The following is a 17,117-nucleotide window of genomic DNA, read 5'->3' as shown; positions in this document are numbered from 1 at the left end:
CCTATCCGGGAGGCCCGGGCAGCCGCAGTACGACGGGGCCGGTGGGCACCGCGGAACACGCCAGCACCGCCCGCGATCCCGGCGGGAGTGCGGGATCGATCAGGTACGAGACTTCGCCGTGCACCAGGTCGAGCGCGCAGGTGCCGCAGGCGCCGGAGCGGCAGGCGGAAAGCACGGACACACCATGCTGTTCTGCCAGCTCGAGAAGGGTGCCGTCGGCATCGGTCCACGTCGCTCCCGTGCCGTCGGGAAGGTAGGTCACCGGGTGCGGACCAGGCCCCGGTGCGGACCGCCGGACGGGCACCTCCGTCGCAGGCGAGAGGAACGGGTCGGAGTGGATGCGATCCGCGTCCAAGCCCGCCGACCGCAGGGCTTGGGACACCATGGCCACGAAGTCGGTCGAACCGCACACCAAAGCCTCGGCGTCGCGGTCGCCGGCCAGGCTGTCGAGAATGTCGCGCTTGGTGGGACGTCGACCGGCCAGCCGCGTCTCGAAGAGCGTCGCCGTCGCGCCGCATCGTCGCGCGAGCTCGACCACCTCGGGCCACAGCGTTGCGCTCTCCTTGCTCGCGTCGACGTGCAGCACATCAACCCGGCGGCGGTCCGCGACCAACTGCTGCAACGCCGCAGCCACGGGAGTGATACCGATCCCGGCGCTCACCAAGTACAGCGGTCGCGGTTCTCGCGAGAGCGTGGGCACTCCGAACGGACCTGAGATGAGCAGGCAGTCTCCAGAGGCCAACGATGCAAGGGTTTTCGAGACCTCTCCGCGCAGACGCACGGTGATCCGGATCCGATCGTCGCGCCGACCGGAGACGCTGTAGGCACGCCAGGTCAGGGCAGCTGTCGCTGTCGGCAGGTGCACCCGGATGTGCTGACCGGCGGCCACCGGCTGACGGTAGGGGTCGCGGAGCCACACACTGATCGTCCGGTCGTCCTCGCGAATCGTCTCGAGCACCTCGGCCTCCCGCGGCCAGGGATGCATGACCTCACGACGTTCCCGCAGGCTGTCGATGAGCCGCACCGGATCGGGTCGGCCACTCACCACTACCGTCGAACCGACGTGAAGCCGGGCAGGTCCGACCAGGCGTGCGTAGACGCCCAGGTGCGGCAAGCCGACGGCTCGGGTGAGCAGGGACGGGAACTCCAGGTCCCGCTCCCCGGTCCGCGGGTTCGCTGACGTCGCGCGGCAGCGGGCGATCGGCCGGATCACTTCGACCTCGCAGTCACCCAGGCGGATCCGCCGGCCCACCCACGACAGTTCGGCGAAGGCCGGCAGACCGTCGACGTACACGTTGGCGCGGAATCGGCGGATGTCGAGAGTGGTGCCGATGAGCTGCTCGAGCGCGCGGATCGTGGCCAGGTTGATCACGGACAGCTCGGCGTCGGCGACATCCCACAGCGCCGCCGCATCGCCGTGCACGAGTCGCAGCCCGGGCTCTCCGAACCACTGACGCAGTACGGCCTCTTGGTCCGGCTGAGCCTGGTCCGAGCGCACCGACGATCCATTCGGACAAGCGCGGTGACGGAGCTCGACCACGCCGGGCGCGGGCATGGTCACCGTCACGTGCGTCATGTCGGGATCACGCGCCACCTGCTTGAAGGCGGATCGCAGCCGCCACGGTGTCCGGCGCGGCACTGCCTGATCGCCGCGCGCGATCGCGACCGAACGGTCGTGGAGCACTCCGGTGCCGGGCAGTACGTCGACCTCATCGACTGCCACCCCCGCGGCGCCCTTGACCGGATACACCCACAACGAGTCGACGATTCCGGTCGTGGTCTCGACAAGCCGGCGTTCCTCGATCACGCCCGTCCCAACCGGTCGCTGTACGCCGGTTTGCGGTTCTCGCGGACCGCGGCGATCGCCTCCTTGGCATCGGCCTCGGCAGCCAGCCGCCCGGTCATCCTTTGCTCGAACTCGTAGCCGGCCTTCAGATCCATGAACTCGACGGTGTTCATCGCCTCCTTGGCATGGCGGAGCGCGGCCAGGCTGTGACACGTCATCTTCTCCGCCAGGCCGAGCGCCACATCGAGCAGTTCGTCGTCCGGTACGACGCGCAGCACCGCGCCGTACTGCACGAGCTCGGACGCCGGCCACGGCTCGGCGGTGAAGTACATCGCACGCACGAGTGGCTGGGGAATCAGGCGGGCGAGGTGGCGTGCACCGCCCATCACGCCGACGCTCACCTCCGGCGTCCCGAATCGAGCGCTCTCACCGGCGACAACCACATCGCAGCTCGCCGCGATGGCCAGACCGGTCCCGAGTGCCGCCCCGCGAACCGCGCCGATCACCGGCACAGGGCAGTCGTAGATCGAGGCGAAGGTGTCCCGGACCAGCCGCATCCGCCCGGCGGAGTTGACCTCGGTCAAGGTGAGGAACTCCTCGAGTTCGTTCCCCGCGCAGAAGTGCTTCCCGGCGCCGGTCAGCACGACTGCCTTCGTGCCCGGCAGCACTTCGTCGAACCGCCCGAACAGATCGCGGATCTCCTCGTACATGTCCAGGTTGACCGCGTTCACCGGCCCCCGGTCCAGCGTCACCACAGTGGTCGCGCCCTGCTGACGCGTCGACAGGTGCTCGTACGGCGTATTCATGGGGTGACCGGGATGATCGGAAGCAGGACGTGCGACGGATGCGATGCATCCCGATACACGGTCTGTGTCGCCGGTACCGGATCACCTGGCGCGCCACCCAGGTTGGTGTTCCGGTCGAACCGCGGGAAGTCTGCCGAGCTGACGTCGACCCGGATCCGGTGGCCTGCCTTGAACCGGTTCGCCGTGACCCACATGTCGATCTCCAGCGAGTAGACCTCACCGGGCACGAGCGGTTCGGCGCCCCGATCGAGATCGCGATACCGCGCCCGCAGCAAACCGTTCTGCAGCTGTACAGCCCGCCCGTCCGGAGCGACGTCACTGAGGCGTACGGCGAAGTCGGTGTCCACCGCGGACGAGCTGGCATGCAGCACCGCCCGAAGGTTGCCCACAACATCGAGGTCCTGGGCAAGCGGTTCCGTCGTGTAGGTCAGGACGTCGTCGCGCTGCTGGACCGCGCTCACATCCACGCTCCCGGGCGGATACACCCACGAGACGATGCTGCCGCCCACGGTCGGTGTCGGGTCGAGCGGGTCGTACACGTACTGGTCACCAGCCGTGGGCTCCTGCGGAGGCGTCGTACTCAACGCCCCACCGGCGCCGAGATAGTACGGCGTGTCCACCGCTTCGGGCAGCGGCCAGTCGTCCGCGCTGCGCCACTCGTTGGCGCCCATCAGGTAGTAGATGACGCGCGGCCACTCGTCGATCGCGCCGTCCCGCACGGTCTGGTACCAGCGCAACGTGAAGTCGACGTTCGACCAGTGGTTGTGCTGCAGCTCCGGGTGCTCCCCCATCCGCTCCTTGTAGCCAACCGAGTTGTGCGACGAAGGGGTGATGATGATCCGGGCCTGCGACCGCAATGGTTCGGGAGCGTGCTTGCGGAGGAGCTCGAAGGTCGCGAGGGCGTCGTTGATGAACCAGTCGTACCAACCGGTCCGCAACAGCGGGACCGCCTGGAAGTCGGCGACCTGCCGTGCAGGTTCGACGGACGGCAACGTGTGCCGGTCGAGCGAGATGCCCTGGCCGAAGAGCGGCCCGATGTTCTCGGCATCGACAATGGTGACGTGAGGCGACCCGGTGAGTTCACGGACGAACTCGGCCCGCTCCGGGCAGGTCAGCGAGCAGTAGTGCGCCCACAACCACGCCTGCGCCTCGACCGGCGACAGGTCCTTCAGCGCGAGGAAGGAGTCCGTCAGCTCTCCCAGCATCGGGTTGACGAAAGGTTCGTTGAAGAACCCCGTCGACAGCGTCTCGTCCAGCATCATCGGCTCGACCTGCCAGTGCGGCAGATCCGTCTTCTCCTCCCCGTGGCCGATCGTGTGGGCGAGTGCGTTCACGACCATGTGCAGCGACGCCGTCTTGGTGCCGACCCCGATCCCGCTGACCTCCGGAACGATCGTGGTCATCTTCGGATGGGTTGCCATCGGCCACTGCACCTGACCGACGTACGAGCCGCCGAGGGACCCGATGAATCCGTCGCACCAGTCCTGAGTGCTGACCCACTCGACGAAGTCATAGCCGTCCTGCGGCTCGAAAATGTAGAAGTCGTGGTCCTCGGGTTCGCTGTCTCCCGTGCCACGGAGATCCTGGACGGCGACGACGTACCCCCGGCGGGCGAACGCCATGAACGGCGCCACCAGAGCATCCCCGTCGCGTCCGTACGGCGTACGTACGGCGATCACCGGAGCCGGCGTCTTCGGCGGCAGGTACAGGTCGGTCGCGAGCTTGACGCCGTCCCGCATCGTCACGAACACGGTCTCGATCTTGACGTCGGCCGCCGCGAACTGTGCCGGCGTACGAACGTCCTTACTCTTCAGCGCGTACTGGAGGTCGTCCGACACGGTCATCTGGCCGGGACTCCCATCACGTCACGGAGAACGCGCAGTACGTTCTCGCCGAGGATCTTGCGGATGTCGGCCTCGCTGAATCCGCGCCGCACCATCACCTCGGTGATCTTCGGGAAGTCCGACGGTCGCACGATCTCGGCCCGCTCGTACTCGACGCCGTTGGTCGGGGCACCGACCCACCCACCGAACACGTGCTGGTAGTAGTCGTCGATGATGTCCGGTCCCAGTCCGGCGTGATCGATGCCGGCCACATCGATGATGCGTTCGATGTGGTCGACGACGCGCTCGGCCGTCGGGGACTTCGCATCGATGAAGAAGGGAATCGCCGCCGCGACTCCGATCACCCCACCGAGCTCGGCGATCGCCTTCAGTTGCTCGTCGCCGAGATTACGGTGGCTGTCGGTGATGCCGAGGCACGCCGAGTGCGTGGCGAGGAACGGCCGGGTCGCGAGCGACAGCACATCCTCGACACCGCCGATGCCGAGATGGCTGATGTCGAAGACGATGCCCAGCTCTTCCATCTCGTGCAGCGCGGTGATGCCCTCCGGCGTCAACCGGCTGCGCGAGGTCGAGTCCAACCCACTGCCGTCGGCAAGGAACGTCCGCGCGTAGTGCGCCATCGAGATCACCCGGACCCCGACCCGGGCCAGGGTGCGCACCAGTTGCGGGTCCTGCCCGATGGCGTGCGCGCCCTCGAGAGCGATCACCAGCGCGATCCGTCCGGACGACGTCGCGGCGTCGACGTCCGCGCCGGTCAGGCACACCGCCACGTCGTCGCTGTACTCCGTTCCGAGCTCATGGATCCGCTCGATCAGCAGCAACGTCCGACGCAGCGCGCCCTCGGACTGGAACTGATCCTCGATACAGATCGGCAGGACCTGTACGTCGACCCCGCCGGCGCGGAGCTCGGGCAGCCAGAACTGGCCGAAGTGATCAGGTTGCTCGCGCCGATCGAAGTGGTCGACCAACAGGATCAGGTCGTTGTGCGTGTCGACCACAACGGAGTCCTTGTGGAGCACGAGTGGATCGGTCATACGCAAGACACCTCGTTCAGAGTGATCGGGAGATGTGGTCCTTCAGCACCTCGTTGGCCCCGCCGTAGATCTTCTGGGCCCGCGCGTCGACGTATAGCCGGGAGATGAGGAACTCCCGCATGTAGCCGTAACCGCCGAACAGTTGCAGGCACCGATCGGTCACGTCGGTCTGGTTCTGGGTCAGCCACCACTTCGCCATCGACGCCGTGGCCGGCTCGAGGGTGCCGTCGACGAACCGCTCGACGCAGTCGTCCAGGAACACCCGGGACGCGCGGACGATCGTCGCCAGCTCGGCGAGCTCGAGCCGGACGTGCTGCATCGCGAACAGAGGACCGCCGAACGCTTCCCGCGTCTTGGTGTAGGCGACGGTCTCTTCCAGCGCACGCTCCATCGCGGCCACCGCGGTGATGGCGATGACCAAGCGCTCGCGCGGTAGCTCAGCCTTCAGGATCTCGAGTCCGCGCCCTTCCTCCCCGACCAGGTAGTCGGCCGGCACGGATACGTCGTCGAAGAACAACTCCGCGGTGTCCGAGGCATGCCGGCCAAGCTTGTCGAGGGTGCGCCCGCGCCGGAAGCCCGGCGCGTCGGCTATCTCCAAGGCGAGCAAGGAGATCCCGTTGCGTCCCGCCGCGGGGTCGGTCTTCGCGACGACGACGACCAGATCGCAGCGGGCGCCGTTGCTGATGAAGGTCTTGGACCCGTTGATGACGTACTGGTCGCCCCTGCGTTCGGCCCGGGTGACGATGTTCTTGAGATCGCTGCCCGCGCCCGGCTCGGACATCGCCACGGCACCGATGATGTCGCCGGTCGCCATCCCCGGCAGCCAGCGCTGCCGTTGCTCGTCATTGCCGTACGTCGCGAGCAGCGGTGCCACCACCCCGCTGTGCACCATATTGCCGAACCCGGTGTCGCCGGCCCGTGCCTGCTCACTCAGTACGACGGCGTCGTGGGCGAACGAGCCGCCTCCCCCACCGAACTCCGCCGGCACCTCGCAGCAGAGCAGGCCGAGCGCGCCGGCCTTGTGCCACACCTCGCGCTCGACGTACTTCTGCTCGTCGAAGCGCTCGAAATGCGGGACGATCTCGGTCTCGAAGAAGGCCCGCGCGACCGCTGCCAGCGCGACCGCCTCGTCATCCGCCCAGCGTGGCCGCGTCGCCCGCCCGGGCCTCATGCCCGCGTCACCAGGCCGTGCGGCAGTGTCGGTGCTCATCGGTTCTCCTCCTGGACGGCGTTCAGTTCACGGCTCGGGCGCGATCGCCCCAGAAGCGGGCACGCAGTTCCTTCTTGTCGACCTTGCCCAGCGGCGTGAGCGGCAGGGCGTCCAGGAACTCGAGCCTCTTCGGTGCATGCACGGGACCCTTGCGCTCGCGGACCAGCGCGACGAGCTCGTCGGCCGTCACGGTCGCGCCCGGTGTCCTGACCACGAAGGCCGTCACCGCCTCGCCCCACTTCGGGTCCGGGACCCCGATCACTGCCGCGGCCGAAACCTCCGGATGCGTCACCACCGCGTCCTCGATCTCGCGCGGGTAGATGTTGAACCCACCGGTGATCAGCATGTCCTTCTTGCGGTCGGTGAGGTACAGGAAGTTGTCCGCGTCGAAGCGGCCGACGTCACCGGTGTGCAGCCAGCCGTTCCGCAGTGTCTCCGCAGTCAACTCCGGCTGCTTCCAGTAGCCGTCCATCACCAGCGGCCCGCGAACGCAAACCTCTCCCAGCTCACCGACCGGACAGGGCTGATCGTTCTCGTCGAGGACCGCGACGTCCAGCGTCGGATGCGGCTTGCCGCAGGACGCGAGCCGCTCGGGCCGCCGTGGATCGTGGTCTGCCTTGCTGAGCGTCGTCACCGTGTTCGGCGCCTCGCTCTGGCCGAAGAACTGCACGAAGACAGGGCCGAACACCTCGAGAGCCTGCTCGAGCCGATCGGGTGACATCGGCGCCGCGCCGTACAGGATCGTCTGCAGGCTGGACAGATCCACCTCGTGCTCGGCGATGTAGTCGAGCAGCACGTAGATCATGCTCGGGACCAGGAAGGTCGCCGTGATCCGGTGCTTCCGCACGGTCTCGCAGAACTCCGCGGGGTCGAAACCCTTCGTCAGTACGACGCTTCCACCTTGGTGGAAGACCGGCGGCACGATGCCCTGGAGCGCGTGGGTCAGCGGCGTCGATCCCAGGAACCGCAGCTCGGTCGGGAGCTGCCAGTGCGCGACGGTGAGGTAGAGGTGCGTGGCCAGCGAACGATGCGTGAGCATCACGCCCTTGGGCCGTCCGGTTGTCCCGCCGGTGTAGCCCAGCAACGCAACGTCGGACTCACGGGCCACGGACGGAATGACCCCATCCGTCTCAGGCCCGGCGAGTACGTCGGATGCGGATCCTCCACCGAGCAGCAGCACTCTCGGACTCGGGTCCAGCTCGGCGGCGAGCGCCGCGCCATGGTCGGCGTACTGCGCCGCATCAACCACGAGCGTGGTGATCTCGGCGTCGGTGCAGACGACGACGTGGTCGGCCAGGGATCCCATCGGATGCAACGGCGTGTACCGGGCGCCCAGCGACTGCGACGCCGTCACCGCCGCAAAGGTCTCCGGCCGGTTCGGCGCGATCATGGCCACGCCATCCCCGGGCTTCACCCCAGCGTCCTGCAGCGCGAACGCGATCCGCGAGATCAGCCGGCGCAGTCCGTCGTACGTCAGGTCGCCGGTCGGCGTGGAGAACGCGACGCGATCCGGATAGTTCTGCAGTGAGCGGGAGATCAGGTCGACGAAGGACGGCCGTCGGTAGAGGTCTTCACTCATTTCTTCGGTCCGGACCGTCGACGGATCCTCCGCAGCTCTGTCTCGAACCCGTCGAGCAGGCGGCGGATCCCGAACAGGTACTGCGCTTCCGGATCCTCGGGCACCACCTCGAGCAGATCCCGGAACGGCGAGTCGGCCGGCGTGTCCGCGTGCACGAAGTTGTCGGACACCCCGCGGGCGAACTCCTCGCTGCCACCGCGGAACCGGGACACCTCCCACGCCATCGCGCCGATGATGTGGTTGCGCAGGGCCATGAACCCACGGATGGCCGACTCCTTCTCGAAGCCGGCCTCCTGCAGGAGCGTGATCATGTCGAGGCCGACCGCCTCGGTGTTCGGGCCGCGAACGTAGGTCTGGAGAAGGATCTCGATCAGCGCTGGGTGGCGCAGCGCGCACTGCCGGGAGTCCAGCGCGAACTCCTCGAGCCGCACCCGCCAGCCGCGTCCGTCCTTGGCGATCCTCGGGAGGTCCGCGACCGCGAGATCCGCGACGGCGTCCAGCAACTCCTGCTTGTCGCTCAGGTGCCGGTACAGCGACATCGGGCTGCCGCCCAGCGCCTCGGCCACCCGGGCCATCGTGACGCCGCTGAGGCCGTCGCGGTCGGCGATCTCGAGCGCGGCCGCCACCACCGTCTCCCGGTCGAGCGCGCCGCGCGCCAACCGCGCTGACTTCTGCACCTTGCGCTGTGTCGCCACGGTGTGTCCTCCAGTCCGGAACGGCGTGGGTAACTCTTGCACCCCTCTTGGCGTACCAGCATAGTGTATGGACGTACGTAAGCGAATGGTTCGGACCGAGATTCTCGTCCGCGACGCCGCCACCACTGCCGAAGGAGCACACTGCCCATGACTTCCAGTCTCTGGCTGCACGGCGCAACCGTCGTCACAGCGACCGGGTCCGGCCCCGAGCCGGCCGGAATCCTCATCGACGATGGAAGGATCACCCGGATCGGCGGATCCGTGCCTGGCGAGGCCGAGGTCGTCGACTGCACCGGCTTGACCCTGACCCCCGGTCTGATCGACGCGCACGTCCATCTCGGCCTGGCCAGCGAACTCGAACCGAGCGTCGGGTACGGGATGTCGGTGGCGGAGATCGCCGCCGACATGTTCTCCAACTGCGCCCAGACCGTTCGATCCGGTTTCACCACGGTGCGGGACTGTGGCGGCATCGACGCCGGCCTTGCCCGTGTCGTTGCATCGGGCAAACTTCCGGGTCCGCGGATCGTGCAGTGCGGCCCGATCCACTGCCAGACCGGCGGACACGGACACTACGCGTCCGAATGGGAGCCGACCCATGTGTGGAACGAGATCGAGGTTCCCGGCCTGCGGACGCTGACGATGCTGGCCGACGGGCCTGACCAGATGCGCAGGAACGCGCGCGAGTCGTTCCGGCGCGGTGCCGACTTCCTCAAGCTCTGCGTCACCGGTGGCGTCATCTCCAAGCACGACAAGCTCACCGACACCCAGTTCAGCGCCGAGGAGATCGCGGTCGCCGTCGCCGAGGCCGCGGCCCGGGGCACCTACGTCACCGTCCACGCCCTCAACGTCGATGGCATCCGCATGGCTGTCCTCGCCGGTGTGCGGTGCGTGGAACACGGCAGCGGGATCGACGAGGAGACGGCCGCTTTGATGGCCGAGCGTCAGGTCTCTCTCGTGCCCACACTGGCCGCGCTCGAGAGGCTGATCCGGAACATCGACGACCTCGGTCTGCCCAGCCATTTCGCGGACAAGGCAGCGGGTGTACGCCAGGCGATGATCGACGGGCTGCTCGTCGCAACGGCGGCCGGTGTCCGGGTCGGTCTCGGGTCCGACGTCATCGGCCCCGACCAGACCGGTCGGGGTGAGGAACTGACACTGCGAGCCGCGGCCCAGTCCCCGATGGAAGCACTGATCGCGGCGACGCGAATCAACGCCGACCTGCTCGGGCTCGGTAGCGAGATCGGCACACTCGAGGTCGGCAAGCAGGCCGACATCGTTGCCTTTGCGGGCAGCCCGCTGGACGACCCCAAGCTCTTCGCCGACCCGGACAGCGTCGTACTCGTTGTGCAGAACGGCGTGGTGGCGAAGGACGAACGGAAGTAGACAGCGCGGCTGGTGGTCACCGCTCGGGCGATGACCACCAGCCGCGTTTCACGTTCAGCCGCAGACGGCTTCCATCACGCGGACGAAGTTCAGGCCGAGCACCTTGGCGATGTCCTCGTCCGACCAGCCGCGGGCGACCAGGCCGCGGGTGATGTTCGGGAAGTCGCGGTAGTCGTCGAACCCGACCAGCTCCTGCGTCGCCACCAGCTTGTCCTCGGGCCTGAAGCCGGTCTCGGCGAAGATCGGCTGGAGGAGATCGTCGAGCATCCACTTCGGCAGCTGCATCGGCCAGTCGGTGCCGATGGCAACGTGGTCGACGCCGGCGACGTCAGCGACGTACTCGATGTGGTCGAGCATCGCGTTGATGGTGACCGTCGGTCCCGCCCCGAGGAAGAACGGGACGGTGACGATGCCGATGATGCCGCCGGTGGCCGCCAGCGCACGCAGCTCCTCGTCGCTCTTGCCCCGCGCGTGGTCGAACACACCTTGCGCCGCGGTGTGGGAGGCGACGACCGGCGCCTCCGACACGTCACAGGCGTCCAGCGTCGTCTTGCGGCCGACATGGCCGGTGTCGACGATGATGCCGAGCTCGTTCATGGCCTTCACGCTGGCCACGCCGAACGCGGACAGTCCAGCGTCCGTCCGCTCAGTGCAGCCGACGCCGACAGACGTCATGTTGTTGTACGTGAGCTGCGTCATGCGCAGGCCGGCATCGTGGGCCCAGGCCAGTGCGTCGAGGTCGCGCCACGGACCCAGCATGACCTGCGAACTGACCAGGCCGGCGTGGACTCCGGTCTCGTGCGCACGGCGGATGTCCGCGGCCGTCAGGGCCTTGATCAGCCAGGGGAAGTAGTCGAACTGCTTCTGCACGAAGGCGAACGACCACTCCCGGACGTGACGTTCGTCGGACATCTCCACCTGGCGGTTCCCGCAGGTGATCCCACTCGCGTCCCAGTGCTCCTTGACCGCGTCCAGCCGCCCCGCCATCGCGCGGCGGATCGGGGCCTCGAGACCACGGCTGAACGTCTCCATGGTGTCGTGCGTCTTCTCGAGGAGGGCGCGCAGCTCCTTGTTCATCTCCTCGTCGAACGCCCGGTACCCGACCGGGCCCTGGAACAGCACATCGACGATGAGGCTTTCGCGATGCAGCCGCGCGGCCCGCTCCTCCTGCCCCTGGTCCAAGCCGAAGTCGAACGTGCCGAACTGTTCCGTCATCAAGATCCTCCAGAGCTGTCGCGGTGCTGGTTGTCACCCATGCGGCGGACGAGCCGGTCCAGCAGGAACAGGAACTCCGGATGTCCGGCTCCGTCGTCGCCGACCCCATAGCCGAAGGGCGGTTGATCGGGGTGATCGGCCAAGGTCAGACCCTGTGCGCCGATCGGTCGCAGCCGGACCGGCGGCGGATCCGACCGGTTGCGGCCGAGAACCGGGTCGGTGAATCTGGCTTGGTAGGACAGCGCGTCGCCGTCGTCACTGACGTTGAGCTCGCAGCCCCAACAGACATACCTGCCGTGGTAGCGGCTCGGCTTCGGCTCCGGGCCGGACAGGTCGGGCGCGACCGGCGCGGGCAGACCGAACCGGTCCTGCAGCAAGGCCTCGGCGATCTCCTGGTGGAACGGCATCGAAGCCGGTCCCCCGTTCGCAAAGGCGATGTACGCCGCACCGAGGTCGGGAACGACGCCGACCATGGCGACTCCGCCGTACGAGCCTCCGCCATGGGTGAGGACGACGTGATCGCCGTACTGCTTGCGCAGCCAACTGAGTCCGACCGAGCCTGTTTCCGGCACGGGGAAGTCGAGCTGGTGTGCGGCCATCCGGTCGACGGTCTCCGCGCTGAGCAGGCGCTTTGCCGACCTGAGCGTTGGCAGGTGGGAGCCGACGAAGGTCAGCGTGTCCTCGACCGAGGTGATGAACGTCGTACCGGCCGGCGCGAGGCACTGGGGCATCATGAACCGTTCGCTGCGCACGAAGCCGTCGGCACCTGGATAGTGGCCGATCGCCATCCGGTGCAGGATCGCCTCCTCGGCCGTGAACATGCTGCGTGCCAGTCCCAGCGGCTTGAACAGCCGTTCCCGCATCGCGGTCGAGTACCCCTCACCGGTGACGACCTCGATGATCCGGCCGGCCAGCACGAAGCCGGCGTTGCTGTAGGAGAAGTACTCCCCCGGCGGGAACAGCTGACCGACATCGGCGAGCAGTGGCACCCAGTTCGCGATCGCGTCGTCGCCCTCACCGACGTCGGCGATCAGGTCTGATGCGTCCGTCCCGGTGGAGTGGGTGACGAGATGCCGTACGACCAGCGCATCCGCGACCTCTCGGTCGCCGAGGACGAGCTCCGGCAGGTAGCGCTTGACCGGCGCGTCGAGGTCGACGAGCCCCTGCTCGACCAGGGACATCAGCAACGTCGTGGTCCAGACCTTGGTGATCGAACCGGTCAGGAACAGCGTGTCCGGCGTCATCTCGACGCCGGTGCTCAGGTTCGCGACGCCCGCGGCCGCGGTCTCGATCCGTCCGTCCTCGATGACACCGACCACGGCACCGGGTACGCCGGAGCGGGCGACGAGTTCCTGCAGCGTCTTCTCGAGTTCCGTCATCCGAGGTCTCCCGTCATCCGAGGCAGGACCGGACCGCCGCGGCCAGGCTCGACGCCCGCGGTTCGCCGGTCCGGAAGGACCAGAGGTTCATGACGTAGCCGAAGCCGACCTCGGCATCTGGCTCGCCGAAGGCGACCGACCCACCCGAGCCCGGGTGGCCGAACGACTTCGGCCCGGCCATCGGTAGCGGCGGGCAGGCCCGCCAGAACCCGAGCGACATGTTGAACGAGCGGTCGGCCGGGAGGTCCAGGTCCGCGGGCAGGCCGTGCATCCGGGTCTTATCGGTCTGGATCTCGGTCGCCCGCTTGATCGTGGCCGGATCGAGCAGTCGTACGCCGTCCACGTCGCTGACCGTGGCGGCGTACATCCGGGCCAGCGAGCGCGCGTCGGTCAACATGTTCCCGGCCGGGATCTCGGCCGCTCGATAGGCACGCTGAGCGTTGAGATCGGACGTCACGTTGAACGCGCCGCCGAGCGAGCCGGCCCGGGCTTGGATCGAGCCTTCGCCCCAGACGGCCTGGATCCACCGGGTCACCGTGTCGGGATCGAGGCCGGTGGTCTCGATCATCCCGGCGGTCATCTCCTCCAGGCTGAGTGGAGCGGCGTACTCGATCCGCGCCACCTTCTCTTCCTGTTCCTCGGGCAACCCGATCCAGGCATTCAGCCCGAGCGGGCCGGCCACCTCGTCGGCGAAGAAGGTGCCGAGTGACTTGCCGGAGACCCGGCGGACGAGCTCGCCGACCAGGTACCCGAAGGTGATGCTGTGGTAGACGTGCTCGGTACCCGGCTCCCACTCCGGCTTCTGGGCCTCGATCGCACGGATCACCGGGTCCCAGGCGTACGCCTGCTCCAGCGTCAGTGGACCGTCGACGACCGGCAGGCCGGACTGGTGCGACAGCAGCAGCCGCACCGGGATCTTGTCCTTGCCTCCTGCACCGAACTCGGGCCAGTAGTCGACCACCGGGGCGTCGAGGTCCAGCTCGCCGCGCTGGGCCAGCAGGTGCGCGCAGATCGCGGTCGCACCCTTCGTCGTGGAGGCGACGATGGCGATGGTGTCCTCTTGCCACGGCCGATTGGTCTCGCTGTCGGCCAGTCCGCCCCAGAGATCGACGACGGGACGGCCACCGACGTACACGCAGCACGCTGCGCCGACCTCGCCGGGATTTCCCTCGAAGTTCGCCCGGAACTGGTCGGCGACCTTCCCCCAACCGTCCTCGACGTGTCCGTGCACCGCAGGCTCGCTCGTTGTGGTCATGATGCTGTACGGCCCCTCTCGAAGGTGGTGGTGGTCGCTATCCGACCGGCGCGGGCGAGGTCTTGTAGGTGAAGCACTTGCAGCCCGGGTCGAAGCTGGACGCGGCCGTCTTCTCCATACCGTCGTGCCGGTCGGGCCCGAACTTGGTCGCGCCGTCCAGCGTGAGGGCGCTGACGAAACCCGTTCCGATCTTCTCGATCCCGGGCACGAGCTTGTCGATCCCTCCCAGGCCGCCGCTGTTGGCCAGGCCCTGCTGCAGCAGCCGCACCACGTCGCAGGCCTGGTAGATGACGATCTGGTCGGTGATCTTCTGGACCGGCACACCGTTGCTGCGGGCATTGTCGATACAGGTCTTGCGCACCTTGGCCTGCTCGGCCGGTGGCGCCGGCGGCTGGGTGACGTCCTGGTCGGGCATGCCGCCGAAACCGCGCATCTTCGTCAACTGGTCCGGCGGGTAGAGCTTCATCACGTCGGCCATGCCCTGCGGGTGGAAGAGCAGGTACTGCGGCGACCAGTTCTGCGCGTGGGCGCCCTGGGCGAAGTAGTAGATGATCCCGTTCTCGTACAGCGTCATGATCATCACGCTGTCCACGGCCTGGGATTTGAACTTGAGCGCGAGGGACTGGACCTGGGCCAGGTTCGGGCCGTTGTCGGCGTACCCGTGGGCGCACTTGATGTCCGACTTCACGAGTTCGACGCCGGCCTTGTCGGCGAGCGGCTTCAGCGTGTTCTCATAGGCGCGCTCGTTGTACGGGCAGTCCTCGATGACGACGCCGAGCTTGCTGCCGGAGGCAAGGAACTTCGCCTCGACGGCCTTGGTCATGATGCTCTTGACCCGGCGATCGATGCTCACCGCGTTCACCGCGATGACGCCAGGGTTGTCCTTGAGATCGGTGTCGTCGCCGATCGGCGACCCGTTCTGCCCCATGTACAGGATCGGAACGCCGGCGGTCATCAGGCACTTGTTGAAGGCCTGGTTGTAGATGAGGCCGTCGTACACCACGGCCTGGACCTGCTTGTCCTTGGTGAACCGCTGACAGATCGCCTCGAACGCCGAGTCGAAGTTCGGAGTGGAGAAGTCGATCGTCTCGTTGACGACCTCCAGCTTCCGCTCCGCGACGCCGCCGGCTGCGTTGACGGACTGGATCATCGCATGAGCCGCGGCCTTGTACGGGCTCACGACGCTGACACCGTTCCGCTCGGCCTCGGCCCGGGTGTCGGTGATCAACACCCCGACCTTGATCGGCCCGGACGTCGACGGCTTGAACTCCGTGCCGTTGCCCTTGACCGCCGTACCACCACCACTACCGCCTTGCACGCCGCAAGCGACGAGGGCAACCGCGCAGGACACCGCCACAACGGCGCTCCGAATACGCATCATCGATCCTGACTCCTTTCGTCTCCCCGAGGTGTGCACGGTCAGCCGACCACTTGAGCGGCCACTGCCTTCAGTCCGTCGACCCCGGTGTCATCCGGGCCGTGGAACGAGAACGAGTACCAGGTGTCGCCCGCCAGTACCTGTACTTCGCGAGCCGCGATGTACGCCTGGTCGCCGAGGTCGATCGCCTTGGCCTTCGGGTACGCACCCTTGGTCTGCTGGAACAGCTGTGCCAGCGTCATCCCGCTGGACTTGAGGTCGCCGCGCAGCCCGTCCTGGCGCAACACGGTGAGTGAGAACGTCGTCGTCGACACGCCACCCGAGCTTGTCCAGACGCACTGGTCGGACCCGGTCTCCTCCTGGTGGCTCGGAACACCGTCACCGAAGGACACTCCGAACTGTTGCTCGAGGCCACCAGGTGTGAGCAGCTTGCAGGCAGCGGCGCCGGCGCTCTTGTCCTCGACGTTCGCGGACGGCGTGCCCTTCGCGGTCTCATCGGAGTTCCCACACCCACTGAGGGCGAGCACGAGGACCAGCAGAGATCCGGTGACAGCAGCAACAGTCCTCATCGGCGGAACTCCTTCCTGTCAAGGACGGGCTATGACGTATGCCCATACACTATGCTGATACGCCTAGGGTGAGCGCAAGGCTTTGGCGGGCAAATCTGCGAAGCCGGCAGCTCCGAGTGAGGAGACACCATGGATTCCCTCGCAGGCCGTACGGCCTTCATCACCGGAGGCGCGCGCGGCATCGGGCTCGCGATCGCGCGCTCGCTCGCCGGCCGGGGTGTGTCCGTCGCGGTGGCCGACCTCGACGAATCGGCTTTGCACGCAGCCGATGCCGAGCTCTCCGCAGTGACGACCGCCCGTTCCTACTTGCTCGACGTCCGCGATCGGCAGCGGTACGCCGAGATCGCGGACGCGGTCGAAGCAGAGCTGGGCCCTGTGAGCATCGTGGTCAACAACGCCGGCGTGATCGACTCCGTCGCGCCGTCGCGGATGGACCACACCTTGTGGGACTACGTCATGGGGGTCAACGCGGGTGGTGTCTACAACGGCCTCCAGGCGTTTGTGCCGCGCATGATCGAGCGCGGACTGGGTGGCCACATCGTCAACACCGCTTCAGCCGCAGGGCTCTTCGTCGACGGGCAGTCGCTGCTCTACAAGTCCGGATTCCTTTACCATGCGTCGAAGTACGCCGTTGTCGGCCTGAGCGAATCCCTGCGAGTGGAGCTGGCGCATCACGGGATCGGTGTGAGCGTCCTGTGTCCCGGACCGGTGGCCACCGACATGGTGGAGAACACCCAACGCTTCCGGCCCGCGGAGGCACCGCAGCGCTCGGCCAAGATCAACACCATCCTGGAGGCGGCTCAGAAGCTGGTGCGTGATCATGGCGTTTCGCCTGCGGTTGTTGGCGAACTCGTCGTCGAGGCGATGATCGAGAACCGGCCGTACATCCTCACGGCCCCCGACAACGCCGTACCGATCCGGGCCCGGATGGAAGCGCTGCTCGACGCGGTCCCCCAGACCCCGGCCCAGCCCGAGTAGGCCGAC

Annotated in this window: 14 protein-coding genes; 2 read left to right on the top strand and 12 right to left on the bottom strand. The window is 67.5% G+C overall.

Annotated elements, in window-relative coordinates; genetic code table 11:
* Position 1 precedes the first annotated feature (1 nt).
* From E0H73_RS02715 to E0H73_RS02685, 7 genes are read right to left on the bottom strand one after another with little or no spacing between them, the layout of a single operon-like run.
* On the bottom strand, positions 2-1,807 hold the full coding sequence (locus E0H73_RS02715; protein WP_131350660.1) for an MOSC domain-containing protein: 1,806 nt from the start codon (positions 1,805-1,807) through the stop codon (positions 2-4).
* Complete coding sequence (locus tag E0H73_RS02710) at positions 1,804-2,592, bottom strand: enoyl-CoA hydratase-related protein (RefSeq protein WP_131350657.1); 789 nt, start codon at positions 2,590-2,592, stop codon at positions 1,804-1,806. Before E0H73_RS02710 ends, E0H73_RS02715 begins: the two co-directional genes overlap by 4 nt.
* Entirely contained in the window at positions 2,589-4,436 is a 1,848-nt protein-coding gene (locus E0H73_RS02705; protein WP_131350654.1) for a CocE/NonD family hydrolase, read from the bottom strand. Before E0H73_RS02705 ends, E0H73_RS02710 begins: the two co-directional genes overlap by 4 nt.
* On the bottom strand, positions 4,433-5,470 hold the full coding sequence (locus tag E0H73_RS02700) for a dipeptidase (RefSeq protein ID WP_131350651.1): 1,038 nt from the start codon (positions 5,468-5,470) through the stop codon (positions 4,433-4,435). Before E0H73_RS02700 ends, E0H73_RS02705 begins: the two co-directional genes overlap by 4 nt.
* Positions 5,471-5,486: 16 nt before the next feature.
* Positions 5,487-6,680, bottom strand: a complete 1,194-nt coding sequence (locus tag E0H73_RS02695) for an acyl-CoA dehydrogenase family protein (protein WP_238163766.1) — start codon at positions 6,678-6,680, stop codon at positions 5,487-5,489.
* 22 nt (positions 6,681-6,702) lie between these two features.
* The gene (locus tag E0H73_RS02690; RefSeq protein WP_131350648.1) at positions 6,703-8,259 is read right to left on the bottom strand and encodes an AMP-binding protein; all 1,557 of its coding nucleotides are present in this window, start codon (positions 8,257-8,259) and stop codon (positions 6,703-6,705) included.
* A complete protein-coding gene (locus tag E0H73_RS02685) occupies positions 8,256-8,954 on the bottom strand; it encodes a TetR/AcrR family transcriptional regulator (protein ID WP_165555468.1) in 699 nt (232 codons plus the stop codon). The genes E0H73_RS02690 and E0H73_RS02685 overlap by 4 nt, the downstream gene beginning before the upstream one ends.
* Positions 8,955-9,101: 147 nt before the next feature.
* On the opposite strand from E0H73_RS02685, the gene E0H73_RS02680 reads away from it, so the two are divergent.
* Positions 9,102-10,337: a metal-dependent hydrolase family protein gene (locus E0H73_RS02680; RefSeq protein WP_131350642.1), complete on the top strand. Its 1,236-nt coding sequence runs from the start codon at positions 9,102-9,104 to the stop codon at positions 10,335-10,337.
* 54 nt (positions 10,338-10,391) lie between these two features.
* Here the strand turns inward: E0H73_RS02680 and E0H73_RS02675 are convergent, their stop codons facing one another.
* Genes E0H73_RS02675 through E0H73_RS02655 form a run of 5 tightly spaced genes read right to left on the bottom strand, consistent with a single transcriptional unit; the run spans position 10,392 to position 16,133 of the window.
* Positions 10,392-11,552: a dipeptidase gene (locus E0H73_RS02675; protein ID WP_131350639.1), complete on the bottom strand. Its 1,161-nt coding sequence runs from the start codon at positions 11,550-11,552 to the stop codon at positions 10,392-10,394.
* On the bottom strand, positions 11,552-12,931 hold the full coding sequence (locus tag E0H73_RS02670; protein ID WP_131350636.1) for a serine hydrolase domain-containing protein: 1,380 nt from the start codon (positions 12,929-12,931) through the stop codon (positions 11,552-11,554). The genes E0H73_RS02675 and E0H73_RS02670 overlap by 1 nt, the downstream gene beginning before the upstream one ends.
* Before the next feature lie 13 nt (positions 12,932-12,944).
* Complete coding sequence (locus E0H73_RS02665; protein ID WP_131350633.1) at positions 12,945-14,186, bottom strand: serine hydrolase domain-containing protein; 1,242 nt, start codon at positions 14,184-14,186, stop codon at positions 12,945-12,947.
* A 37-nt stretch (positions 14,187-14,223) separates the two neighbouring features.
* The gene (locus E0H73_RS02660; RefSeq protein ID WP_131350630.1) at positions 14,224-15,567 is read right to left on the bottom strand and encodes an ABC transporter substrate-binding protein; all 1,344 of its coding nucleotides are present in this window, start codon (positions 15,565-15,567) and stop codon (positions 14,224-14,226) included.
* A gap of 38 nt (positions 15,568-15,605) precedes the next feature.
* The gene (locus E0H73_RS02655) at positions 15,606-16,133 is read right to left on the bottom strand and encodes a hypothetical protein (protein WP_131350627.1); all 528 of its coding nucleotides are present in this window, start codon (positions 16,131-16,133) and stop codon (positions 15,606-15,608) included.
* A gap of 129 nt (positions 16,134-16,262) precedes the next feature.
* On the opposite strand from E0H73_RS02655, the gene E0H73_RS02650 reads away from it, so the two are divergent.
* Entirely contained in the window at positions 16,263-17,111 is an 849-nt protein-coding gene (locus tag E0H73_RS02650; protein ID WP_131350624.1) for an SDR family oxidoreductase, read from the top strand.
* Positions 17,112-17,117: the final 6 nt, after the last annotated feature.

The sequence above is a fragment of the Kribbella pittospori genome (genome assembly GCF_004331465.1).
Lineage (GTDB): Bacteria > Actinomycetota > Actinomycetes > Propionibacteriales > Kribbellaceae > Kribbella > Kribbella pittospori.
The sequence above is the reverse complement of the archived record's forward strand: the minus strand, read 5'-3'. Positions and strand labels throughout refer to the sequence as shown.

Coding starts and splice junctions, on each gene's coding strand:
- E0H73_RS02700 (WP_131350651.1), bottom strand. CDS start 5,470: ATGACCGATCCACTCGTGCTCCACAAGGACTCCGTTGTGGTCGACACG.
- E0H73_RS02650 (WP_131350624.1), top strand. CDS start 16,263: ATGGATTCCCTCGCAGGCCGTACGGCCTTCATCACCGGAGGCGCGCGC.
- E0H73_RS02675 (WP_131350639.1), bottom strand. CDS start 11,552: ATGACGGAACAGTTCGGCACGTTCGACTTCGGCTTGGACCAGGGGCAG.
- E0H73_RS02695 (WP_238163766.1), bottom strand. CDS start 6,680: ATGAGCACCGACACTGCCGCACGGCCTGGTGACGCGGGCATGAGGCCC.
- E0H73_RS02690 (WP_131350648.1), bottom strand. CDS start 8,259: ATGAGTGAAGACCTCTACCGACGGCCGTCCTTCGTCGACCTGATCTCC.
- E0H73_RS02660 (WP_131350630.1), bottom strand. CDS start 15,567: ATGATGCGTATTCGGAGCGCCGTTGTGGCGGTGTCCTGCGCGGTTGCC.
- E0H73_RS02705 (WP_131350654.1), bottom strand. CDS start 4,436: ATGACCGTGTCGGACGACCTCCAGTACGCGCTGAAGAGTAAGGACGTT.
- E0H73_RS02680 (WP_131350642.1), top strand. CDS start 9,102: ATGACTTCCAGTCTCTGGCTGCACGGCGCAACCGTCGTCACAGCGACC.
- E0H73_RS02665 (WP_131350633.1), bottom strand. CDS start 14,186: ATGACCACAACGAGCGAGCCTGCGGTGCACGGACACGTCGAGGACGGT.
- E0H73_RS02670 (WP_131350636.1), bottom strand. CDS start 12,931: ATGACGGAACTCGAGAAGACGCTGCAGGAACTCGTCGCCCGCTCCGGC.
- E0H73_RS02655 (WP_131350627.1), bottom strand. CDS start 16,133: ATGAGGACTGTTGCTGCTGTCACCGGATCTCTGCTGGTCCTCGTGCTC.
- E0H73_RS02710 (WP_131350657.1), bottom strand. CDS start 2,592: ATGAATACGCCGTACGAGCACCTGTCGACGCGTCAGCAGGGCGCGACC.